The sequence below is a fragment of the Erythrobacter sp. genome (assembly GCA_019739335.1).
GTDB lineage: Bacteria > Pseudomonadota > Alphaproteobacteria > Sphingomonadales > Sphingomonadaceae > Alteraurantiacibacter.
The window spans coordinates 2,194,273-2,217,543 of record CP073261.1 but is presented as its reverse complement, the minus strand read 5'-3'; the positions used below and the strand labels follow the sequence as shown (position 1 = coordinate 2,217,543).

2 protein-coding genes and 25 pseudogenes are annotated in these 23,271 nt (G+C 61.0%); 1 reads left to right on the top strand and 26 read right to left on the bottom strand.

Annotation, left to right across the window (positions count from 1 at the left end):
- Positions 1–57: 57 nt before the first annotated feature.
- From JY451_10880 to JY451_10760, 25 pseudogenes are all read right to left on the bottom strand, one after another.
- Positions 58–321, bottom strand: a pseudogene (locus JY451_10880) (hypothetical protein).
- 429 nt (positions 322–750) lie between these two features.
- A pseudogene (locus JY451_10875) lies at positions 751–1,050 on the bottom strand (hypothetical protein).
- Between the two features lie 39 nt (positions 1,051–1,089).
- A pseudogene (locus tag JY451_10870) lies at positions 1,090–1,281 on the bottom strand (peptidase M10, serralysin-like protein).
- Positions 1,282–1,689: 408 nt separating this feature from the next.
- Positions 1,690–1,959 (bottom strand): annotated as a pseudogene (locus JY451_10865) (hypothetical protein).
- Positions 1,960–2,106: 147 nt separating this feature from the next.
- Positions 2,107–2,283, bottom strand: a pseudogene (locus JY451_10860) (hypothetical protein).
- 3 nt (positions 2,284–2,286) lie between these two features.
- Positions 2,287–2,583: pseudogene (locus JY451_10855) on the bottom strand (hypothetical protein).
- A gap of 24 nt (positions 2,584–2,607) precedes the next feature.
- Positions 2,608–2,760: pseudogene (locus JY451_10850) on the bottom strand (calcium-binding protein).
- A gap of 12 nt (positions 2,761–2,772) precedes the next feature.
- A pseudogene (locus JY451_10845) lies at positions 2,773–3,096 on the bottom strand (hypothetical protein).
- 57 nt (positions 3,097–3,153) lie between these two features.
- Positions 3,154–3,648 (bottom strand): annotated as a pseudogene (locus JY451_10840) (hypothetical protein).
- Between the two features lie 24 nt (positions 3,649–3,672).
- A pseudogene (locus JY451_10835) lies at positions 3,673–3,789 on the bottom strand (calcium-binding protein).
- Between the two features lie 282 nt (positions 3,790–4,071).
- A pseudogene (locus JY451_10830) lies at positions 4,072–4,545 on the bottom strand (hypothetical protein).
- A pseudogene (locus JY451_10825) lies at positions 4,525–4,815 on the bottom strand (hypothetical protein). Before JY451_10825 ends, JY451_10830 begins: the two co-directional pseudogenes overlap by 21 nt.
- Positions 4,816–5,511: 696 nt before the next feature.
- A pseudogene (locus JY451_10820) lies at positions 5,512–5,766 on the bottom strand (hypothetical protein).
- Positions 5,767–6,114 (bottom strand): annotated as a pseudogene (locus tag JY451_10815) (hypothetical protein).
- Positions 6,115–6,696: 582 nt separating this feature from the next.
- Positions 6,697–7,044 (bottom strand): annotated as a pseudogene (locus JY451_10810) (hypothetical protein).
- 348 nt (positions 7,045–7,392) lie between these two features.
- Positions 7,393–7,671 (bottom strand): annotated as a pseudogene (locus tag JY451_10805) (hypothetical protein).
- Positions 7,672–7,806: 135 nt separating this feature from the next.
- Positions 7,807–8,076, bottom strand: a pseudogene (locus tag JY451_10800) (hypothetical protein).
- Positions 8,077–8,217: 141 nt separating this feature from the next.
- Positions 8,218–9,357, bottom strand: a pseudogene (locus JY451_10795) (hypothetical protein).
- A 141-nt stretch (positions 9,358–9,498) separates the two neighbouring features.
- Positions 9,499–10,035, bottom strand: a pseudogene (locus tag JY451_10790) (hypothetical protein).
- A 777-nt stretch (positions 10,036–10,812) separates the two neighbouring features.
- Positions 10,813–11,157 (bottom strand): annotated as a pseudogene (locus tag JY451_10785) (hypothetical protein).
- A 411-nt stretch (positions 11,158–11,568) separates the two neighbouring features.
- A pseudogene (locus JY451_10780) lies at positions 11,569–12,258 on the bottom strand (hypothetical protein).
- A gap of 87 nt (positions 12,259–12,345) precedes the next feature.
- Positions 12,346–17,070: pseudogene (locus tag JY451_10775) on the bottom strand (hypothetical protein).
- A 234-nt stretch (positions 17,071–17,304) separates the two neighbouring features.
- Positions 17,305–19,158 (bottom strand): annotated as a pseudogene (locus JY451_10770) (hypothetical protein).
- A gap of 174 nt (positions 19,159–19,332) precedes the next feature.
- A pseudogene (locus JY451_10765) lies at positions 19,333–19,761 on the bottom strand (DUF11 domain-containing protein).
- A 312-nt stretch (positions 19,762–20,073) separates the two neighbouring features.
- Positions 20,074–20,595 (bottom strand): annotated as a pseudogene (locus tag JY451_10760) (DUF11 domain-containing protein).
- 516 nt (positions 20,596–21,111) lie between these two features.
- Between JY451_10760 and JY451_10755 the strand changes: the two are divergent.
- Positions 21,112–21,744, top strand: a complete 633-nt coding sequence (locus tag JY451_10755) for a toxin-activating lysine-acyltransferase (GenBank protein QZH74210.1) — start codon at positions 21,112–21,114, stop codon at positions 21,742–21,744.
- Positions 21,745–21,752: 8 nt separating this feature from the next.
- Here JY451_10755 and JY451_10750 read toward each other — a convergent pair whose 3' ends face one another.
- The gene (locus JY451_10750; GenBank protein QZH74209.1) at positions 21,753–23,255 is read right to left on the bottom strand and encodes a tryptophan 7-halogenase; all 1,503 of its coding nucleotides are present in this window, start codon (positions 23,253–23,255) and stop codon (positions 21,753–21,755) included.
- Between the last annotated feature and the right edge of the window lie 16 nt (positions 23,256–23,271).

Genomic DNA, 23,271 nt, shown 5'->3' with positions numbered 1-23,271 from the left:
GATCCCGTCGCTGTCCTCGATCCGGTCCTGCCCGCTGCCGGGTCCGTCGATCACATAGGTATCGTCACCCAGCCCGCCGCGCAGCAGATCGTCCCCCGCGCCCCCGGTCAGTGTATCGTCGGTAAAGGCTCCGGTCAGGGTGTCATTGCCCGCCCCGCCGCTGACGGCATAGGTGGAGGCAGAAAGCGGATCGGCAATGGACCTGAGCGAGACATCGTCGAGCCCGAAGCCGTCGCCATCGCCCGTCACTGCGCCGAGCGAAACGAAGCGCAGCACATTGTCGCCGTCCTGCGCCGCCACCACCAGGTCGGCGTAGCGCATATCGAGATGCCGCTCGCTCGACGCGAAGACCAGCGCGCCGTTCCAGTACACCTCGAACGCCCCGTTGGCGCCGGGATTGGAACGGTTGGCATAGGCGAACGAAAGCGTGAACTCGTCCCCGGCGGTGAGGCCGGACACGACCTGCGAAATGTCGTTGTTGCCTTCGTAGCCTTCGCCGTCGAACCACAAGGCCCCATCAGCGGGCGAAACGCCTTCGACCGCGGCCGGGTTGAGCTGGAATTCCCGACCGTTGGCATCGGTCCAGCCGGGAATCGTATCCGAACGAACGATGCCGTCGGCGATCGGTGCCAGGGGATCGTATTGTTCGAAGCTGCCGTTCAGCAGCAGGTTCGGCCCCAGCAATTGCTGCGCGGTGACAACCCGCAGGTCGTCGTCCCTGGCTCCGCCCGCCTGCGAGGCGAGCAGCAGGTCGGCGAAAGTCCAGACGGTACCATCGTCGAAGGTGACGAATTCCACCTCTGACAGCCCGTCACGCCCGAGCGCACCCGCCAGCGTGATCCGGGTAGTTCCGCCATCGACGCGCAGTTCGAGATCGTCGCCGTTCTGCACCACGCGCACATCGCCCGGTGCCACGCTGGCATCGAAGACGATGGAATCGTCGCCACCCAGATCGGTCAACACATCGCGATCATCGTTCGCGCCGAAGTGATAGGTATCGTTGTTGATACCGCCGTTCAGGCTGTCATCTCCCGCGCCGCCCTTGAACACGTCGTTGCCCGACGCAGTGATGCCCGCGCCGCCGCCGATCAGCACGTCATCGCCGGTGCCCCCGGCCAGGATATCGTCACCCAGCCCGCCGAGCAGCGTATCGCTGCCCTGGTCGCCTGCGATCAGATCGTTGCCGATGCCGCCGTCGATGATGTCGCCGCCGCTGCCACCTGCCAGCGCATCGTTCCCGGCGAGACCGGAAATCGTATCCGCGCCGCCGTTGCCGAAGATCGTGTCGTCAAGCGTAGAGCCCGCCAGCACATTGCCGAGATCGCTGTCGGAAATGTTGATCGCGTTGTCGAGATCGAAGGGCTGACCGCCGAAGTTGAACGCCGTCAACTGTGTCGCATCGACATTCTGCAACCGCAGGATCGCGCGATCGAAGCCGCCCGGATCGGCGAGCAGCACCAGCACGTCCGCGCCCGATTGTACCACCTTGAGCACAGCGGCATCGAACGGATTGGGATTGTTGCTCGCCAGCCGGATCACGTCTCCCGCGTCGCCAGCCGTAAAATCGGTGATCACGTCGGTAGCAATCGCCGCCGCGCTGACAGCGGAGGGGAGGAAGCGGAAGGTGTCGCGCCCGCTGCCGCCGGTGTAGGTATCGACCGCATCGTCGCTGGCCACATCGCCAAAGATGTCGTCGCCCAGCCCGCCGTCGAGCACATCCGCACCCGCGCCACCTTCGATATAGTCGTCGCCGTCGCCGCCGGTCAGCGTATTGTCCGCGCCGTCGCCGATCAGGTAAGCGCCGGTGACATCGGCATCGCGGGTCAAGGCGGCCAGCACGTCGGCATGAGTCAGCGTGACGCCATCGGCGAGCACCTCGATCGCCTCGATCGCCCCGGTTCCGGCGGCATCGAAACCGTTACGGATAACAATCACATCGGTGCTGTCATTGAAGCGGATTGTCAGGTCGCGCCCGCCCTCGCCGGTGCGGCTGAAGCGCATGTCGGCGAGCGCGTGGCCTTCGATCCGCAGTGTGTCGACCACGCCCGATCCGGCATCGCCGAGATCGTCGATCACATCCGCGCCGTCGCCTGCGCTGAAGAGGTAGGTATCGCCGCCCACCCCGCCGCTGAGGTAATCCGCGCCCGTACCGCCGTCGAGCGTATCCGCGCCGCCGAGGCCGGTGAGCCGATCATCACCGGCCTTGCCGCCCAGCCGGTCATCCGCCGTGGTGCCGGTGGTGACATCGTTCTCCGGCGTGCCTGCACGGGCGAGATCGAACATCCCCGCCCAGTCCAGCACGGTGCCGTCATAGAATTCGAAACTCTCGATCCGGTTCGAGACCGAATTGACCGAGCTGACGATCTTGATTGCATCGCCGGTGCTGCCGATCTCGATCAGCAGCGCGCCGCCGCTGTCGACGGTCCGCACCAGCAGATCATCCACCGAAATACCGGGGCCGAAGACGAAACGATCCAGCCCGCCGAAATCGTAAACCTCGTCGCGCCCGTCACCCAGTTCGAAACGATAGGTATCGTCGCCCGACTGGCCCTCCAGCCGGTCGTTACCGGTGCCGCCAGTGATGTCGTCATTGCCGTTGTCGGCGAAGATCCTGTCGTCGCCAGCGTCGCCGCGCAGCACATCGTCGCCATTTTCGGCATTGATGGTATCATCGCCATCGCCGCCGGAGATAGTGTCAGGCTCGGTTGTCGAATTGAGACCGAACAGGAAATCGCCGCCCGCCGTCCCGGTCAACGCCATCGTGTTGATGGAGGCATTGGTCCAGACAGTGCCGTCATCGAATTCGATCTGCGCGATCGGTCCAGGCGTGCCCAGGAACCAACCGGTGTAGGTGATCCGTTCCTCACCCTCACCCAGTATGCGGATGACGAGATCATTCGACTGGTTGAGCGAAATCGTAACATCTGTCGGATCGATCCCGGCGGCGAAGCGGATGATATTCGCGCCCGAAGTGTCGCTGACCGTGTCCTGACCATCTCCGCGCGCGAACAGGTAGGTGTCATTGCCCAAACTGCCGTTCAGCAGATCATCTCCGGCGCCGCCTTCGATCAGATCGTCGCCCGAACCGCCCTGCACTTCGTCATCCCCGGCATCGCCGAAGAAGCGGTTGGCAGTAGAGCTGCCGATCGCAGTGAGATAGTCGTCCCCGTCGCCGCCGTTGACTGTGTTGCTTCCTGCCCTGGCATCGATCCGGTCGTCACCCGCCAAGCCATCGATCACATCGTCGCCTGAGGTGCCACGCAAGACATCGTCCCCGGCGGTCGCTGTGTTGGGTAGCAGAGCCAGCAATTGTGCAGTGGTCCACACCGTCCCGTCGGCAAAGCGCACTTCATCGGGAGCATCATCGGCTCGCGGTTCGATATCGCTGAACAGGCCATTGGTGAAAGTGATCCGGTCTCCCACGACACCGGTGGTGAGGATCAGATCGTTGCCATCTCGGGTAACGCCGATATCGCCGGGGGCGATACCTGCGCCGAATTCCAGCACTTCGAAATCGATCCGCTCGGCCAAGATCGTGTCCTGCCCATCACCCGGATTGAACACATAGGTGTCGTTCCCGGCCCCACCTTGGAGATCATCAAGCCCGGTGCCGCCCCGCAGCACATCGTCGCCAGCACCTCCGCGCAGTACGTCATTGTCCGCGCCGCCCGCAATGTCGTCGTCGCCCGCTCCGCCGTCGACGGTATCGTCCCCGGCTGCGGCATCGATAACATCATCGCCTGCCGTGCCGACAAGATTTTGGCTGGCGGCTGTACCGCCAAGCGCCATCGTTACAAGCTGCGCCCCCGTCCAGCTGCTGCCATCATCGAACTGCACCGCCTCGATGCTGTAATTGCTGTCCGCGAAGCCGCGCTTGATGGTGATGCGATCGCCCGAAGTGCCGACCAGCAGGACGATGTCCGCCGGATCGAGCCCCTGACGTACCGTGACGTCAGCAGGCAGAATTCCCGCTGCGAGACTGATCGTATCGCTGCCGTCGCTGTCGGTGATCGTCAGGCTGCCGTCACCCGGCGCGAACAGATAGGTATCGTTCCCGCGCGCGTCGAAAGCCTGGTCGATCCCCGGTCCGGCATTAAAAGTATCGTTACCACTGCCGCCGGTCAGGACATCGTTCCCGGCCAGCCCGATCAGCGTATCGTTGCCCTGTTCGCCGTTGAGCGTATCGGCCAGCGCAGTCCCGGTCAGCACATCATCGCTGGCGGGTGAGGAAACGATTTCGGAATAGGGCAGAACCGAGCGGGCAAGAATTTCCGCCTGGTTCCATTCGGTCCCGTCAGCAAAGCGGATGAAGCTCAGCGCTTCAAACCCGGCGCCGTTAAGGTAGGTGATCCGATCTTCTGTCCCGATGACGCGGATGACGATATCGGATGAAGCAGCCGCATCATATTCGATACGGATATCGGCAGGCGCAATTGTGGCGTCGAATTCGATCACGTTGCCGGAAACAGCCCAGCCGGAATCGTCGATGATATCCTGCCCGAAGCCGAGGCCGAAGACGTAGCTATCATCCCGGTCATCGCCCATCAGCAGATCATCGCCAGTGCCGCCGATGATGCGATCGTCCGAATAGCTGCCGGTAATGATGTCGTTGCCAGCGAAACCCTGCATCAGCGATGCGCCGGTGAACGATGTCAGCACATCGTCTCCCGCCCCGCCGGTGAAGTCGTAAGACGCTTCGAAGTATCCGTATTCGGAATAGACGGTCGCCATCGCCAGCACGATGCTGTGCGTCCATATTGTGCCGTCGGCGAAGCGAACCTCATCGACGCCCCAGTCAGAACCGAGGCTGGCCATGCTGTAGATGTAGATGGTGTCGCCAGTGGCAGTCAGCGTCAGAATGATGTTTTCACCATCGTCCTGCACCACCGAAATATCGGCAGGGGCAATTGTCGCTTCGAAGATGATCGAGGTGGCAAGCGGACCATTGCGCTCGGCATCAATCCAGTCGTGACCGAACCCGATGGAGAAGTGGAACTCGGCCCCACCGCCGTAGTCGGCCAGATAGTCGGTGCCGCTGCCGCCGGTGATGATATCAAAGCCATCGCCGCCTTCGAGGTAGTCGATCCCGCCGCCGCCGGAGATGATGTTATTGCCGGTAATGGCGAAGAACTGGTCGTCCCCGTCGGTGCCGGTGAACACTTCGCCCGGTCCGGTATCGGCGCCGTCGACGTCATTGGAATAGGTCGGGACAATCAGCGGTAGCACATCGGCAAAGGTCAGCCCGGGCTGACCGTCGGCGAACGTAATGGCGGAAAATGGCGGAACATCGTTCAGCGTGATCTCGCCGGTGCCAGCGTCCAGCGTAGCGGAGAGCCGAGTGTACAGCCCGTCATTCGGCCCGGCGAGGACTAGCAGGTAATTCCGGTATTGGCCGTCCTGCTTCCATTCGAAACGCAAGTCTTCCGGCGCGATGCCGGGGCCGAAATGGAGAATGTTGTCCGAACCACCGGACTCCCCACCCGAATAGGCCTGGTAGAAGTAATCGAGTCCATCGCCCAGTTCGAGGACGATGGTGTTGGTCCCTTCATCACCATAAAGGTAATCGAAGCCGCGCCCGCCGTGGAGCAGATCATCGCCATCTCCGCCGACCAGATAGTCATCGCCACCCAGGCCATAGAGCTCGTCGTTACCTTCATTGCCGTAGAGGTCTTCACGGCCCTCGGTGCCGGTCAGGACATCGTCGATAATCGTCGGCTCGGTTACCGTGACCCCGTCCTGATTGAACGGTACGGCATCGGCAATCATCTGCGCCTTGGTGATGATCGTGCCATCGGCAAAATAGAGTTCGTTGATCGCCGCACTTGCGCTTTCGCCTTCCTGTGCGCCGCCCACGATGGTCAGCCGGTCATTAGCACCGGCGAAGGACAGGATCAGGTTGTCGCCGTCCAGCTCGATGACCAGGTCGGTCGCCAGCAGGCCCGCAGTGAATACCACCACGTTAAAGCCGACATCGTCGCTGATGACGTCCTGCCCGAAACCGGGAGCAAAGCGGTAGGCATCATTGCCGGCACCGCCTTGCAGGTCATCGTTGCCAGTGCCGCCATCCAGAATGTCGTGGCCGTCCTGTCCCAGCAGGAGATCGTTGCCTGCCAGACCTTGCAACTCGCCGTCGACAACTGGGCCTGTGATCGTGTCATCGCCGTCAGAACCGAAATGGAGATTGCCGGTCCCGCCGCCGCCGTTCAAACTGGCGCCCAGCGTTTCGGGCACGGCCAGCGCGATGATCTGCGCCGCCGTATAGATCAGCCCGCTTTCGGCAAAGACGACCTGCTCGATGTAATTGTTCGTGCTGAGCAGCATGTCGCGGATGGTGATCCGCTCGTCGCTGCCGGTGAAGGTGAGGATGATATCGGCACCGTTGGCCGCGCGCAGCACCACCAGATCGCTGGAGCGGTAGCTGGCGTCGAACTCGATGCGGTCGGCATTGCTCGAATGCGACCAGCCGGAATCGGTGATGATGTCCTGCCCGAAGCCGGGCGCATATCGATAGGTATCGCGGTCTGAACTACCGGTGATCAGATCGTTGCCCGCCCCGCCCTCGATCACATTGAGCGAGTTCGACCAGCCACTGGCATCGATGATATCGTCACCGGCGCCACCGAACACAAAATGGCCGATGCTGTCACCGACATTTATGTAATCGTCGCTGTCGTTTTCGATCAGGCGGGCAATGGCTTCCGCGTTGAGCACCGTGCCATCAGCGAACAGCAGCCGCTCGATGCTGCCGCTGGAATCCGAATAGTTGCGGATCAGGATGCGGTCGCTCGTCCCTGCGATCCGGATCGACAAGTCGGCGGTGCCAACCCGTTCGACGATCAGGTCGGTCGATGCGATCCCCGCACCGAACGAAATCGCATCGCCCAGCGTATTGGTGCTCGATCCATCGTAGATCGTGTCCTGCCCGTCACCCAGGTTGAAGACATAGGTATCGTCACCTGCGTCACCCTGGAGGTAATCGGCACCCAGTCCGCCAGTAATGGAATCATCGCTGGAGTTGCCATAGATTGTGTCGTTGCCCGCCAGCCCATCCAAGGTATCGACGTTGAGCGAGCCGTAGATGATGTCATCGCCCGCAGTTCCGCCTGCCGCGATCAGGCCGCTGACAATCGCTGTCAGGTCAAGCGTCGAACCGTCTGAAAAGCGGATCGTTTCGATCTGGTAGCTGGTGCTGTTGCGCTGGTTGACGATGGTGATGGCATCGTCAGTACCAGCCACGCGGATAACCAGATCCCAGCTGCCGGACAGTTCGAATTCGAGATCGCCTGCCGCAATTCCTGCGCCGAACTCGATGACATCGCCCAGCGAATTGCCGAAGTCGGTGATCCGGTCCCTGCCGAAGCCGGGAGCAAAGAAATAGGTGTCGCCGTCCGATCCGCCCTGCAGTTCGTCGTTGCCGCTGCCGCCGGTCAGCAGGTCGGAACCGGCATTGCCGACCAGTCGGTCGTTGCCTGCACCGCCGCTCAACACATCGGCTTCAAAGCTGCCGCTGAAATCGTCGTCGCCATCGGTGGCTACCAAGGCCAGCGCGATCAGCTGCTGCTGGGTGAACACCGTGCCATCGGCAAAGGTGACGAATTCGATGCGATAGCTTGTGGATGAGAGCGTGTTTTCGAGGATCAGCCGGTCGCTGCTGCCGACGAAAGAAAGCACCAGGCTGGAACCCTCCTGCTCCACAATCAGATCAGCGGGATCGATTGTCGCATCAAAGACCACCGTGTCACCGAGGGTATTGGTGCTGCTGGCGTCGGAAATCCTGTCGAGCCCAAACCCCGCGCTGAAGCGATAGGTATCGTCTCCGGTCGATCCGCTCAGATAGTCGTCCCCGGTCCCGCCGGTTATATCGTCATTGCCACTGCTGGCGAAAATTGTATCGTTGCCAGCGCGGCCGTCGAACACTTCGCCATTGGCGGTGCCGTTGAAAGTCTCGTCCGCGCCGGTGCCGATGAACTGGGTGACCAGCGCCATGTCGCGCATCTGCAACCGGGTCCACGCCGTGCCGTCGGCAAAGCGCACTTCCTCGATCTGGTCGGAAACAGCGTTCAGCGTGTTGACCATCGTCAGCCGGTCGCCGGTATCGACGATGGTCAGGATCAGGCTGTTGCCGCTGATGGTAACGCGCACATCGCCGGGCAGCACCCCTGCGCCCATTTCCACGAAATCGAAGCCGCCGCCGTTGTCTTCCAGGCTGTCCACCCCGGACCCACGCCCGAAATGATAGATATCGTCGTTGTTGCCGCCGAACATCGTATCATTTCCGGGGCCGCCGTCGAGCACATCGTTGCCGTTGGCGCCGCTCAGGGTGTCGTTGCCCCAGCCGCCCGTCAACGTGTTGGCATTGGCATCGCCGGTCAGTGTCCGGTTGGTGGCGATTTCGAGCGCCGAGCCATTGAGGTTGACCAGCGTGAGCTGCGTCGGCGCGACACCGATCAGCTTGGCCAGCGGGCGCAGGCCCGGCAGGCCGGGAGCATCGGCGGGAGAGAAATAGACGATGGTATCGCTGCCGCTGGACAGCGCCACAAGCGTTCCGGTCAGTCCTTCGCCCAGCCGCACATCGATAATGTCGCCGCTGTCGCCGGGCGTGAAATCGGTAATGACCGGATAGCCCGCCGCATCGTCCAGCACCGACACGAATAGCCGCCAGGTGTCGGTGGCGCCAATGGTGCCGGTAACGACTTCCGCGCCCAGATCGGCGGGGCCGCTTGAGGTGGGCGTGGGGGTGGGCGTAGGCGTGCCGCCGCCGCTGAAAACGGGATCGGCAAAGGGATTGGCAGAACTGCCCGAAGGATCGAGCAGCGCCTGCGCTTCATCCTCGGAAATAATCTGCGCTGCTAGCGTGCCTGCGTTCCACAGGGTGGTATCAGCGAACAGCACCGAATCGATGCGCGCGTGCCCGCTGGCGAGCTGGCCGACGATCCGCAACTGGGCATCGTCTCCGATGATGCGGATGATCAGATCGCTGCCATCGGCGGTGATGACGAGATCGGTCGAAAGCACTCCCGCGGCCAGTTCCAGCCGGTCTATCGAAACACTGAACGAACCTTCGACAATCGTGTCGCGCCCTGAACCGCGTCCGAAGCGATAGGTCGTATCGCCCAGCCCGCCCGCCAGCCTGTCATCGCCCGCCGTGGCGGCGAAATTGACCGGAGTATCGAGCGTGGTGCCAAAATCGATCGCATCGTCACCCGCACTGCCAGCCGCAATTTCAGCGAGAATGGCCGCGTAATTCCACTCCGTCGCATCGGCGAACAGGAACTGTTCGATCCCGCGATCAGGGGAGGTGGCGACAAAGAAATCGACAATCCGAACGCGGTCCTCGGTCCCGGCAATTCCGATCACCAGATCAGCAGGACCGGTTTCGAGGAACAGGATATCCGCAGGCACGATCCCGGCGGCAAAGCGCAGCGTGTCCACATCCGCGCCGGTATCGGTGTCGCGGTCGATGATGGTGTCCTGCCCATCGCCACGCGCGAAGACATAGGTATCGGCCCCGTCATGCCCGGTCAGCAGATCATTGCCCGAGCCACCGTCGAACACGTCATCACCGCGCCCACCTTCGAGCAGGTCGTCGCCCGCTTCGCCGAACAGGTTCTGGCCAGACCCACCTCCGGCGTTGAGCTCGGGCGTCGGCACCTTGATGATGTCGTCGCCGGTGCTCGGCAGCAGCGCAGCCGCCAGCGCGGCGATGGACTGCGTGGTGCCGTCAGCAAAGCGCAGCGTGCCCAGCGGCGCATCGGGATCGATCGCGGAATCGAACAGCAGCGTAATGCGATCACCACCACTGCCCACCAGCAGCACCAGGTTGCCATCGACATCAAACCTGGCGGTAAGGTCGGCGGGCGCAATGGCGGCGTCAAACACGATCTCGCCGAACCCGTCTGCCGCAGAGCGCGCGCCGATCCGGTCCTGCCCGTCGCCCAGCGCGAAGCGGTAGGTGTCTGCCCCTTCGCCATCAAGGATCAGATCGTTGCCCGGTCCGCCATCGATCACCTGCGCGCCGGTGCTGCCGGTCAGCAGGTCATCGCCGTCACCGGCATTAAGGTCCGCCAGTGCCAGCAGCGCGGTAGCGGTGATCGAACTGCCGTCGGCGAATTCGATGGTCTCGATCACGTTGGCACGGATGATGATCGAATCGTCGCCGGTGGCAAAGGTGATGCGCAGATCGGTGCTGCCGCTGGTCAGCCGTTCGACCCGCAGGTCCTCGGCACGATAGCCAGTCAGCACCAGCCGGTCCGCGCCGCCGCTGTCCTCGATCACGTCGTTGCCATCACCAAGGGTGAAGAAATAACCGTCGTTGCCCAGTCCGCCGAGCAGCAGGTCATCTCCACGCCCACCAGCCATCTCGTCCGCCAGGTCGCTGCCGCGCACACGGTCATCCTGCGCACTCTGCTGGCTCAAGATCGAGGCCTGGATCAGCTCGGTCTTGCCCCACACCTGGCCGTCAGCGAAATAGAACGTCGGCATTACGCCGGTCCCGGCAGCGCCGCGCACTAGCAACTGATCTCCGGTATTAAAGGTGAAGATTAGGTCGTTGCTGTCCGTCGCCGACTGACGCACGCGCACGAAATTGGAAACCAGGCCTTCGAAAATGACCGTGGCAGCAGTGACCCCCGCGCCCATTTCGAGCGTGTCGAGTCCGTCCCCCGGGCGCAGCAACACCACCCGGTCCTGCCCCATGATGACCCGATCGAACCCGGTCCCCGGTTCGAGCTGCACGCCTGCTTCGAAATTGCGGGTGTCGAGCAGGTCCTGCCCGGTGTTGGAAAGATTGGCCCGGATGATCGTGCGCACCTGCTCGATTGTCAACACGCTGCCATCGGCGAACTGGAAGCTCTCTACCGGGCTTGTGAGATAGCCGCCCAGCACCACCAGCCTGTCAGCCTGCCCGTCGATCTTGATCAGCAGATCGCCATCGACATTGAGGAAGGTGACATTTTCCGGTGCCAGCGCTGTGCCGAAAACGATGGAATCTATCCCGCCACTGTCACTGATCAGATCGTCGCCATCGCCGACGCCAAAATGGTAGGTATCATTGCCCAAGCCGCCGGCCATCGCGTCCGAACCAGAGCTGGAGAGGAAGGTATCGTTGCGGTTGTCGAGGCCGAGCAGATTGTCGTCCCCGGCGGTGCCCGCCAGCATGATGTCGATCAACTGGTCGAAGGTCAGCACAGAGCCGTCGGCGAAGTGGAATTCCTCCACGCTGGTGCCGGTGAACGCGCCGACCACCGTAATCACGTCATTGCCACTGCCCAGATCGATCAGCAGATCGTTGCCGTTGCGGGTAATCACCAGATCGTCGCGCCGCACCGAGGCGCCGAACACGATCCGGTCGATTACCGCAGGATTGTCGGGGCGCTCGACAATGCTGTCGAAATCATACTCCGCGCTGAAAGCATAGGTATCGGCCAGATTGCCGCCTGTCAGCGTATCGTTGCCCTGCCGTCCGTCGAGCGTGTTTTCAGCATCAATGATGCCGGTGATGATGTTGTCACCGCGATTGCCGCCGACGATGGCGAGCAGCTCCTCGACATCGGAAATCGTCAGGAAATCACCGCTGGCGGTGAATTCGAAGCGCTCCACTCCGTTGTCCGAATTGAGGAACTGGTTGCGCACCCGCAGCGTGTCGCTTGCGCCGATGACCGAGATCACCAGATCGTCGCCGTCCTTGGTGAAGACGACGTTGTCGAGCCTGATATCGTCACCGAACTTTATGATATCGCGCACAGGCACGTTGAAGCCGCGGCGGTCGTTCCAGTGCGCCCGTACACGGGTATCGGTGATGGTATCGTTGCCGTAACCGACATCGAACAGATAGGTATCGCCGCCATCGCCGCCGATCAGCATATCGTTGCCGCCGCGGCTGTCGATGGTCTCGGCAAAGTTGGACCCGATGATCGTTTCATCGGCATTGGTGCCGACCAGATCGATATCTTCGGGATTGAAATTGGTGAAATCCAGCGTCTGATCGGTGAAGACGAAGGATTCAATGGCAAAGGCCTGCTGGCCGTCGCGAACATACTGGTTTTCCAGAATGATCCGTTCGCCAGTCGCCACCACCGTGATGATGAGATCGAGCGCGGTGCGCGTGAATTCGACCTCGTCCGAAGCAAAACCGACGAATTCGATCTGATCGTTGCCGCCTTCGTCGAACGCAGTATCGGTACCGTAGCTCGCGCCCAGGACGTAGATATCGTTGCCCGACAGGCCTTCCAGCCGGTCATTGCCGAAGCCGCCGTCCATCCGGTCCGAAACCAGTTCGAAACCGTAGATGTGATCGTCGCCATCTGTCTTGGCGATTTCGACATAATGCTGGAGCAGCTTGATCCACGACCACTCGGTGCCGTCACCGAATTCGATGAATTCGACCAGGTTGGTATAGCCGATCAGGAACACATATTCGAGGTAGTCGGTCAGGATCAGCTGGTCGGTCGTGCCCTTGACCTGCAAGCGCAGCGTATCCTCGCGCCCGCTGCGCAGGAAATCGAAGTCGGTCCAGCGCAGATCGTCCTTGAATGTGAGGTAGTCGTCCTTTGGCGGGGCAAATAGTGCGGCGGAGAAATCCGCGTCGAGCACAACATCCTGCCCGTAATTCCGCCCGTAGATATAGGTATCGACGCCTGCGCGACCGGATAGGAAATCGTCCCCTGCCCCGCCATTGAGCGAATTGTCGTTGAGCATACCGTAGATGGCATCGTCGTTCTCGGTCTTGGCGCTGTCGATAACGCGCTGGACCACGGTTTCGAAATCGAGCGTCGCACCCTTCTCGAACACGATCCTTTCGATCAGGTTCGGGGCGATGTAATCCAGCCCCTCGTCGCTGCCGAGCAGCTCGCCGAACAGGCCAAGCCCCAGTCGCACGCCGCCGAACTGGCCGACAATTGTAATGCTGTCCCCGGTGACATCGCCATTGGCATCGAGGACGGTGATGAGCAGATCATCGCTCTCGCCATCGCGGCTCAATCGCAGGCGGTCCTCGGTAATGTCCCCGCGGAACATCAGGAAATCCGGAGCTGCCGTAATCGGACCAAAGGAGAAATTGCCATCATCGTCGATCACGTCGTGACCGTCACCCTCGCGGTAGATGTAGGTGTCGCCGCCCGCGCCGCCGCTGAGGAAATCGTTGCCCTTGCCGCCGAACAGAATATCGCCTGAGCCGGAACCGATATAGGGATCGGATTCATCCAGTTCCGCCCGCTCGAAATCGACCACGGCAAAGGACATCCGATAGCGGTCCCACACCGTGCCGTCGGCGAAAATGATGGCGTCTACCCCCGTCTGCAATTGCTGGCCGTTGCCAAGGAACTGGTTCAATTCGCCGAGGAACTGATCCTCAAGCCGGATGAAATTGGCACCGTCGTTGTAGAAGAGGATCATGTCCTCCCCATCCCGCACGGCCTTCACATCTGCAGGCGTCAGGTGGGCAAAACGCAGATGGTCATCAGCACCGAGATCGGCATCATAAATGACGTCATTGCCCGGAGTGCGCCCGACGAAATAGAAATCGCTGCCTTGCAGGCCCGGATCGAATTCCATCGCATTGCGTTCATAGCCACCGACGACATCCTGGTCGCCTTCGCCGAGGACAAAGAAATCCACCCCGGTGGAGCCGCGCGTAGACGTGCTGAGCGGGTCCTGCTCAACGATCCGCGTTTCATCCACCGCCAACGCATTGGCTATGGCGTAGATATCCAGATCGATCGGGACATTCTCGTATGCGGCCAGAATCATCTGGAACACAAAAGCCTGATCCAGCTCCAATCCCGGATCGAAGAAATACTGCTTTTCGCCAGTTTTGTAATCGGGATAGAATTGAGAAAGAACATCCTGCCAATTGATCAGGTAATCATAGACTGCGTCATCGAAGTTTGACGCAGGCGCACCAGCAAAAATTGCTTCGAATAGGGGCACCAGTTCGCGTTCGGTAGTCGGACGGAATTTGTCGTCTTCAAGATTGTATTCGACTCCGTCGAAAAAGTCCGAAAGCCCGCCTTGCATCGCTATGCGCACACTCATCCGCATTGCGGTAAGCACGTATTGCGCCACCGAAGTGCTGACCAGTTCGATCATGGGCTTCACAACGGATTGATATTCGCTTTGCGACAGCGAATAGGAGCCGCCTTCGGCAACCTTGTAGTCGATAAGCCCGGTCGAATTGTCGAGCGTTGCGGTCAGCATTTCCTGCTGGAAATCGTAGCCCGAAAGCGCAGTAGCGAACTGGAACTGTCCGGGCGTCAGCAATTCGACGCGATAGGTGCTGTCTTCGCGCGAATTAACCTCGTCCAGATTTGCGAAATCGACTTCGAAATTGCGCAGGTTGAATTCGCGCGAATCGCCGGTCTTGAACTGCAATTCCAGCGCCCGATCGAGATTCCTGGCCCAGACATAGAACTCACCGTCCTGGTCGGTCACCCGCACGGTGTAATCCGTCACGATCCCGTCCGTGAAACGCACCCCGATATGCTCGACATCAATATTGGCGTTCGGATTGAAACCGATGGTCTCCGTGCGCCATTCCTGCGCAGGTTCCTTCGACTGCGCCAAGATATCCGCGCGCGTCGGGGCCGCAATCAGATCACCCGCGCTGTCCAGAACCGGACGGCCCGAAGCGAGCCGCCAGCTTCCGTCGGGGTTCTGGATGCCGTAATCGACGACCACGAAGCGGCCGTCGATCAGTTCTCCGAGATAGGGAGCTTCGTCGCGGAAATTCGGCGTTTCACCGCGATCCGCAGGAGACCACGCCTGTTCAACCTGCCACGTCTGACCGGCGGCAGTGCCCATATCCATGACGTCTTCCAGCGTCGGGCGTGCGATAATGTTGCCGACCGGGTCGAGCACCGGATCGCCGCTCGCCAGCGTCCAGTATCCGCCTGTGGTATCCTCGACATAGATGCCGCGATCAATCAGGCTGATATTGCCCGCACCGTCATCCTGCAACAGGACCGGCATCAGTTCCTTCGTCAGGACCTGCGTCTGGCCCCAATAGCTCAGAATGGCACCAACCTGTTGCCGCAAGACCAGCAAGTCCGGCGTGGTCATCGCAGCGGCTGTATCGTTGACAATCTCGAGCAGATTGACGTCGTTCGACGCTGCAACCCCGAGATTGGTCAGCGACCCGTAGCCCCTGCTCTCGATTTCGGTCCCGTTCTGCCACGGCGCCAGGCCGGCCTCACCGCCGTAGATCGTCCGCGAATCGAAGTATTCGAACACCGCTTCGAACATCCGACGGATCGTCCCGTCGGCCAGTTCGACGTCTCCGAACGCAAGCAGGTCGGTGCCTTGCGGCGTGGTAATATCGAGCGGAGAAGATGCAAGGCTGAGCGAAACGATCCCCAATTCGTCCAGCGTCAGCAATTCGCCAGCGTCGGTAAACGTATCGCTGTCCCGGTCGCGCCAGACCTGCAAGCTGCCCCAGGTCGCATCGTCGGCGGTGATCCGGCCGTCACCATTACCGCCATTCTCGACAAGGTCGTATACGGCCAGGTCCGCATAACCGCTGGTCTCGGTGCTGCCGAACATTTCGGAAATGTTCTCGATCCGGCCATTGTCATTGCGATCGAACACCAGAAATCCGTCATCCCGGCCAAGCCAGCCGGTCGCTTCCTTGAACTGGTCGTTGTCCCAATCGAAGAACCGGCTATCGTTGAAGGCACTGATCGATTCCAGACCGTCCCCATCAAGGTCGATAACAAGAGGATCGCCCCCTGCTGCCCAGGTCAGGTTTTTGGCTTGGCGGATGCTCGCACTCGCCAGCCAGAGGGCCTGATCAGCCAAGCCATAGGCCTTGAGCGCTTCAAGCCAGATACCGGCGGAAGGCGTCGCCTTGATGATCTGGGTGGCAAACGCACCGATCCCGCCGAGAATAAGCGAAAGCGCATTCGGAAAGCTGAACAAGGTGCCGAAATCGCCAGTCTCGTTGATGACGGATTGATTGAAAGATTGTTGCCCGCTCGCAAAGCCAAACAGGTTGCCAAAAATGTTGTCGCCGAAAATGCTATCGGCAAAGCGGATTTCCATTCCGACAATGCCTTGATAGCCGGTGAAATCGGCTTCACCGTCGCCAATCTGCAGAACATCGTTCACGATCACGCCGGCAGCGATCTGGAATAAGACGTCCGTCATATTGACGAGGACGACATTTGCCTTCTCATCTGCGTCCGAACTAAAGACGGTCGATTTGGACGGCGCAGTCCAGGCCATGAATGGCAGGTAGGTGTCGTAGAATACCCTTCCGAGCCCGATCGCGTTTGTGGTGAAGGCAGCAAAGGCGGTCGCATCAGCTACTGCACCAAGGACATCGATGCTCTTGGTCATCGCACCGATAGACCAGGCGACCGATGTGGCACCCGCATCGCCTCCGCTCAGCGGAATGCCATAGAAGCTCAGGATATCATCGCGCTGCGGATCGTGGATGGTGGTATTCGGTGCGAACCAGAAATGGTCGGCGTTGGAACTGTCTTCGACTACCGAGATCGGATTGCCGTCCGCATCTACAGCCTGGCCGGTAATGACATCGCCGAACAGGTCGCCGCCGACCGAGAAATTGATGACCAGGTCGCGACCCAGGCCGCCTGCGCTCGTTATCGGGTTCAGCCCGCCGACAATGATGATATCGTCACCTTCGCCCGCATCGATGGTGAAATCGCCCGCCGGAAGGCCGGACAGGGGTGAGACGTAAAAGACATCGTCCCCGCCCAAGCCCAGAATCTCGCCGCTCCCGGAAAAACTCCCCTCATCGAAACCGTCGATGACGAAGCGGTCATCGTCTTGCGTCAACGTGACATTGTCGATGCCGGTAAAGCGGATGTTGTCGCTCAGCCACAGCAGGTCTTCGGCCAGCAGCAGCGTGTAAACCGCTGCGGGCTGGGTAAGTCCAAGGCCTATTACATTGAGAAGGTTCGTTGCCGAATAAACACCCGAATTAAACACCGCTTCCTGCGCGTAGCCATTGCGGAAATAGACGCCCGAAGGGCCGAAGATCGTGTCGCGGGTGTCGAATATGAGCTGGTCACCATCACTGCCTGTTCCGGACGGATCGCCCATGTCGATTACCATCTGGTCGCGCAGGAAATCGAACACCTGGTCTGCGCCGACGGTTACGACATCGCGGAACTGGGTCAGGGTGACTTCTTCGATGCCGAACAGCACGTCGTCGACGACATCGCCTTCGCCGTTGGTGCCTTCGACGTGCAACTGCACCAGATAATCGAAAACACCTTCGATCCCGGGCACATCGTCGGGGGCGACAGTCAGGGTAAAAACAACCCCTGTGGTGCCCCTCTTGTACTCGACCGTATCCTCGCCGTCGCCGCCCAGAAAGCGGTTTGCCCCTTCGCCGCCGTCAAGGATATCGTCGCCCGGTCCACCGGCAAGAAGGTCATCGCCCAGTCCGCCGCGCAGGATATCGTTGCCGTCACCGCCAAGGATCGCATCCTCGTCATCGGTTCCGGTTACCTCTTCGTCTTCGCTGCTGCCGACGAACACATCGACCTCAACGTTCCCAAGGCTGCCAAATTCGCGCGTGTCGAGAACATAGGCGCCACCCTCGTCAGTGGTCGCCATGTGGAAGCGGTTGAAAATTTCCTGGTCAGCAACGTTCCAGCCGATCAACGCCATATCTTCGGCATCGCCGAAGCCAAGCCAGCGGGCGACCGTCTGAAAGATGTTCGAATCCGATTGAGCGAACACGGCGTCGCGGAATTCGGCAATGTTGATCGGATCGATATCGGCGCCGATGCCATCCACCCAGTAGAAATCCGACGCATCGAATATCAGTGTGCGCTCGTCCTCGCTGACGGCAAGAATGCCTTCCTTCGCAACTGGGTCGGTGACAGCATAGATTGCCAGTGCGCCTGCATATTGCGTGGCAAATCGCGCCAGCGCAGACCTCACGTCCAGAGTAAATGGCAGGCCAGTGAAGTTCTGGCCGCTGAAGTTCATCTGGACGAAGGAATCGAAGAAGGCGCTGTAATTGGGATTGTCGAGCACGCCGCCCAGATCGCCCCAGTCGCCAAACATGGCGCGCACGCCGGTGTCGCCGAACGGACGCTCGCCGCTATCGAAAATTGAATAGGCAATGGCATTGGCCATCGCATCGGCAAAGCTGCCCTTGTCGACTTTTACGCCTGAAAGCGCCGTATCCGCATCCGCCTCTGCCGCCAGCGAATTGTCGAACAGGGCCCACAAGGCGGGGTTGGGTACATCGCCCAGTTTCCACTTGCCGAAATCGGCGTCCGCCGCCTCCTGCTGTTCGGCCCAGATCAACATTGCCAGCAAGGCCATGCTGTGCCGATCGATCGGGTTGATGTTGGTCCACCCGGGGGTATCGAAAATCTTCTGCTCGATATTGGATTCGGCTTCAATCTGCCCGTCGGCAATTGCATCGCCCAGGAGGCCGATAATGGTGCCGAGAGTGGGAGAAACGACCGAAAGCAGGGCGTCACCCACGGCTCCAAGGGTCGCAGCGATCACGCCGTTGCGAAGCCCCGCATTCACTTCAATTTCGAGCGAAACACCGCGGAAATCGTCATAGCTCGGCTGGTGCATCCCCAGCCGCAGCAGCAAGTCTTCCGTAATCTCGTAATCGGCAGGAATCTGGTTGTCTTCGTTGTCCGGGTCGGCATTGAATTCATTGACCCGCTTGGTCACCTCGCCATGAAACGCAACCAGCGCAGCAGCCCCGAACGGCATGTGATCATAGCCGATGCTGGCCGATCCCGAGAGAAAGGCGGCATAGCCTGCGAGGCCACCGCCAAGGCTGTGTCCGGTCGTTATCGGCTTCGCGCCGCCAAGATCGTAGATGGACTGTCCGGCAACCGCTTCCCAGAATTCCACGGTTTTCGCTGCCTGGCTGGCCGCATTGCCCGCGAATGGAATCTCCGCAAGCGCAAGGCCGTATTCCCCGGCGCCGATAGTCCAACCGGTGTAGACGTCGCTGGCCGAACTGAAATCAAGAACATCTGTTCCACGATAAGAAATTATCGTCTCGCCATCGTAAGCATAGGAAATGGCGTAAAATCCCTGCGACTGACCGCCGCCAGTGAGCAATTGTTCGCTGTCTGCGCCAATCACGATATCGCCGATTGCGATACCTACCCCCGGAACATCGAGGCCAGGATCGTAGCCACGGTTGTAGGCATCCATCGCCAGCAGCGCGAGGATCAACTCCCAGTTATCATCGAGGTCGGAAGCGGGAGGATCGGGTTGCGGCAGAGGCTGGACGTTGACCGTTTCTTCAAGATCGTCCCCCGCCTGCTCGGGATCGGCCTGATCGGTAGTCGGCGTCGCCGTGAGGGTGATCGGCTGACCGTCATAACCTTCCTCTACAGCGACGGTTATTTCGAGCGTGACGCTGGCACCCTTGTCCAACGTGTCGATCCTCCATTCACCGGTGCCAAAATTGTAGAAGCCCTGGCTGGCGGTATCGAGAATATAGGTCAGACCCGGAGGCAGTTCGGCGGTAACGCTGAGGTTGCGCGCCTGTGCCGCGCCATTGTTGGTTACCTCGATCTGGAACACCAGCGTGTCGAGGATTTCGGGGTTGGGATCGCCCTCGAGGAGGATGAGCGTAGTGACAAGATCGGCATTGTTGTCGATCTCGATCTCCTCGCCGCCATCATCCCCGTCGGTGCCAGGATCTTCCTGATCGGCGGTCGGCGGATCAATATCGATATTGATCGTCTCGCCTGCCTGCCCCGGTTCGACCTCGGCGGTAACGTCGAGCGTGATCACCGCCCCGCTTTCGATCTCGTTGACCGACCAGCTTCCCGTCGCCTCGTCATAGGTTCCGGCTGACGCAGTGGCGGAAACGAATATCAGCCCTTCAGGCAGTACCTGCGAAAGCGCAACATTGGTCGCCAGGGCGGGGCCGGCATTGGTAATCTCGATGCGGAGAGTGATCTCATCGCCTTCCTTGGGCGGTTCCGCGTCGTTGAGACGGGTAACCCTCGTTACGAGGTCCGTCTCGTTCAGTACCGTCACGGAATCGCTCAGGGTGTCGTTGGCGAAGGCATCGGCTTGGCTGCCGCTGGCCGCCGTGGTGGAGAAAGTGAGCGTATCCGCCGAAGTGCCCGGCCTGACCCGCGCAATGATGTCGAGTACGGCCCCGGCACCGACTCCGAGGGAACCAATCGACCAGAAACCGCTACCGCTGAAATAGACGCCGCCCGATGCGCTGAAGGAGAGGAGTTCCAGTCCGGCGGGCAACTCCGTATCGAGGCTGACCCCGGTGCCATCGACGTTGCCGGTGTTGAGGACGGTAACACGGAAAGTGACCTCGTCCCCTTCGGCTGGACGGCTATTGCCGCTGATCAGCGAAACATTGGTGCTGAGATCGAAGACCGACGGAGGTGGTTCGTCACCGCCGCCGCCGCCACCGCCGTCGCCACCGGTTGTAATCTGCACTTCGACTGACTCGCTTGTATCATTCCCGCTGGCAGCGGGATCGATCACGTCCGATGTTGCGACGCTGGTATTGAAGGTCAGCGTCTGCCCGGCAAAGCCGGATTCGACGAATGCGCTGATGACCAGAGTAGTACTGCCCCCGCTCGACAGAGATCCGACAGACCAGCGCCCGGTCATGGCGTTGTAGGTCCCGGTGGCGGCATCGAAGGAGATCAGCGACAGGCCGTCCGGCAACAGGCCGGTCAGGACCACATTGGTGGCGGTATCCGGGCCATCGTTGGTGATGGTGACGGTGAATTCCACCACCTCCCCGACCACGGGCATATTGTTGCCGCTGGAGAGCGAAACCTCGGTGACGAGATCGGCTTCTTCATCCATGACTGTAGTCCCCTGTCAGCGGGAAAGCAGCGCGAATTGCAATTGTCGTAACGGTCACGATTGCCAGCCCCCTCTGTCGATTGCCCGCTAGCCCCACTTGGCGCGGCATAATCCGACAGGAGGAAAGCAAAGAACCATGACAGTATCAAGGGCGTGGCAGCGGCAAATGACAGTATGGCACGCATTACGGACGAATAAATTGTCTTTTCGGCCAAAATTATTGATGAACCCACGCAGGCGCTATAGTAGTCGATTGTTATCTGAATGTAATTTTGTCGCATTTCTACAAGTATTTTACAAACCGAGGGGATTTCGATGGCCGACAGCAAACCGAGTCGCAAAGCCGCCAAGAGCGCGCAGAGCGAGGCTACCACGGCCCGCAACGACACAGCGGATATGCCCGATCAGAAGGTGCCGAAAGAGTTCGTCGCCCAGATCGAGGCGCTGCGGGCGAGCGTGCGGGAGAACTTCGGCAAGGCGGCAATGGCGATGATGATGTTGCCGCGCTATCGCAATCAGACCATCGGCGATTTGCAGCACCTCGTACTCGAACCGCTGATGCGCGACCGGCTGGCGATGGCCTATCCCAAGCCCGCCGAAGGGGACGCGCCCAAGGCCCCGCGCGAGATGATCGGCTTTGCCATCTGGGCCACGGTTTCGGACGAAGTAGACCAGCGCATTGCCGAACAGATCCGGACCGGCACTTTCCCCGTCCGCCTAAAGCCTGAAGAATGGAACAGCGGGGACAACAAGTGGCTGCTCGACGTGGTTGCACCGACTCAGGAGGCGACCATCAGCGTGCTCACCAATTTCCGCCAAGTGGCAAAGGAAGGTATGTTGAAGCTGCACCCGCTGATCGCCCGCCTGCTGCCGCCCGAAACGCTCGAAAAGCTGGGCGCGGCCAAGTTGACCGATCAGGCGCCGGCAGCGGACGACACGATCAATTAGGCCTGAACTCAGTTAGGAACGGTGCAGGTGGCGGCGATATGATCGCTATGTGCGGGCAGGCCCGCCACCTCCGCTTCGACGTTTCGCGCGGTATCGGCAATAAACCGCGCGAGCTCGGCATCTGAAACCGCGTCGGCCATCGGGTGCCACGCGGCGGGCTCCAGCCCTTGCCCCAGCATCACCTGCACCCAGCTCGGCACGTCGAACAGTTCGGTGTTGAAGCGGTGGGCCATGCCGTTCTCGGCGAACAGCGCCAGCTTCTGCGTAAGGCTGTCGGGCAGCGGCATTTCCCTCAGATAGCGCCAGAACGCGCCCTCGCGGCGGTTGAGCCGGTAATGCAGCACGAGGAAATCGCGCAGCGCGGCATATTCGAAATCGGTCTGGGCGTTGTATTCGGCGATCGCGGCAGGGGCGAAATCGCGGCGCGGGAAGTTGTCGACCAGCCGCGCAATCGCCGACTGGATCATGTGGATCGAAGTCGATTCGAGCGGTTCGAGAAAGCCCCCCGCCAGTCCCAGCGAGACACAGTTTCCGACCCAGCCCTGCGCGCGCTTGCCGGTGGTGAAGCGGATCATCCGTGGCTCGGCCAGCGGCTTCCCGGAAAGGTTCGCCAGCAGCGTTTCGCGCGCTGAATCCTCGCTCCAGTAGTCTGCGCTGAACACCAGCCCGTTACCGGTGCGATGCTGCAAGGGGATGTGCCACTGCCATCCTGCCTCGCGCGCAGTGGAGCGGGTGAAGGGATCGGGCGGCCCCGCGCTTGCAGTGGGCACGGCAAAGGCACGATTGCACGGCAGCCAGTGCGACCAGTCCTCGTAGGCACTTCCCATCGTCTCGCCGATCAGCAGGGCGCGAAAGCCGGTGCAGTCGAGGAACAGCTCGCCTCCGATTTCCCGCCCGCCATCGAGGCACAGCGCGCGGATATGGCCGCTTTCCGAATGCTGGCGAACCGCGCGGATTTTCCCCTCCACACGCCGCACTCCGCGCGTTTCGGCATGGCGGCGGAGGAAAGCGGCATAAAGCCCGGCGTCGAAGTGATAGGCGTGCGCGAGCGTGCTGCGACTGGCGGTGCCCCTCGCAGGGCGTCCAAACTTCCCCGCCTGCGCAGCCATCAGGTTGGCGCTGAAGGCATCGAGCGCGAGCGGCCCGCCTTCAGCCCGGTAGCGCAGCCAGTACTGGTGGAACGGCAGCTTGCCGATCTGCCGCCCGATCCCGCCGAAGCCGTGGATGTAGGCGTGCCCCGGCTCCAGCCAGTCCTCGAACCGGATACCCAGCTTGAAGGTGGCGGCGGTGGCGCGGACGAAGGCATCCTCGTCGAACCCGAGCAGGCGGTTGAACAGGTGGATCTGCGGGATCGTCGCCTCGCCCACGCCGACGGTGCCGATCTCCTCACTTTCGACGAGCGTGATCTGCAATTGCTCGCCGAACCAGGCGGAAAGCGCGGCGGCGGCCATCCAGCCTGCGGTGCCGCCGCCTGCGATCACCACTTCGCGTATCGGTTCCACCCCCTTCATGCGCGGGAGCCTAGCG

Bases quoted from the DNA above. Each gene is read 5' to 3' on its own strand.
- JY451_10750 (QZH74209.1), bottom strand. From the start codon at position 23,255: ATGAAGGGGGTGGAACCGATACGCGAAGTGGTGATCGCAGGCGGCGGC.
- JY451_10755 (QZH74210.1), top strand. From the start codon at position 21,112: ATGGCCGACAGCAAACCGAGTCGCAAAGCCGCCAAGAGCGCGCAGAGC.